The sequence below is a fragment of the Microvirga aerilata genome (assembly GCF_016743775.1).
Classification (GTDB): domain Bacteria; phylum Pseudomonadota; class Alphaproteobacteria; order Rhizobiales; family Beijerinckiaceae; genus Microvirga; species Microvirga aerilata.
The window spans coordinates 1-944 of the sequence record NZ_JAEQMY010000316.1; the positions used below are offsets into that span (position 1 = coordinate 1).

Sequence of the window (944 nt, forward strand, 5' to 3'; positions counted from 1 at the left end):
GATGCCAGGTGGCTGGTGGAAAGCCGTCCAGCACTTACAGGCGCGATCTTGGCCGAGATCGTGAAAGGGGACAATCAGTCGTAGGGCCTGGTCACTGTATCGCCGTTACTCTCAATGCGCGCTCAACGGTCTCCACCACCTCCGCGAGGTGGTAAGGCTTGGCGAGGAAAGGCACACCGGCGGACTGGCACATCCCGTGGCAGATCCAGGAGCGGCCTGAGGTAAAGACAATCAACAACAGCGGCTGAAGAGACAAGGCTGTTTGCGCCAGCTCAAAGCCGTCCCGACCGCCGAGATTGATGTCGGTGAACAAAAGATCCACCGACATGTCCCTCAACACAACCTCGGCCTCTTCGGCACTGGCTGCCATGAACACTTCATATCCGGCATCGGTTAAAGCTTCGGCCGCGATCTCGCCAATGAGCAGCTCGTCCTCGACAACGAGAACACGCTGGCGCAGGCACTTCGGGGCTGGCTTTTCTGCTGATGCGGGGCGGGTCCACGGGGACAGGATCGGTGTCATGTACGCAACCTCACTGAACAAGTCCGCGTGGTTAACGGCCGATTGTGGCAGCTGTTCAGAGCATGAGTCGGCAAGTGTCGGTTATGGTCAGCAAACGGTTAACGGCTGATCTCTGGAGTGCCGGCGCGCTTGAGATACGTCCCGGGTCTGAGTGCCCGCATCAACGGGTCAGCGATGCAGCTCCGGCACGAGTTGCTGAAGGATCCCGCTTGGGCAACCCTCGACTACGTCGTCAATCGGCCTAATGCGTGGCGTCCGAGCCGCCGTCGCTCGCGCCGCCCTTCTCCAAGACGATCTGCCCGAAGGCGGAAAGCGCATGCGCTATCAAGTAGGACCGGTCGCTCTCAGGCGCAAGCAGGATCAGATCAGCAAGGCTCTCGACCAGCATGGAGGCCATCACGACGAGGTCTGTGTCGCCGCG

At 60.5% G+C, this 944-nt stretch carries 2 protein-coding genes; both read right to left on the reverse strand.

Features of this window, described 5'->3' with window-relative positions; translation table 11 throughout:
• Positions 1-91: 91 nt before the first annotated feature.
• Positions 92-523, reverse strand: coding sequence for a response regulator (locus JKG68_RS32560; RefSeq protein ID WP_202066592.1), 432 nt, complete (start codon positions 521-523; stop codon positions 92-94).
• 241 nt (positions 524-764) lie between these two features.
• Positions 765-944, reverse strand: a 180-nt coding sequence (locus JKG68_RS32565) for a hypothetical protein (RefSeq protein ID WP_202066594.1), incomplete at its 5' end; no start/stop codon positions are given.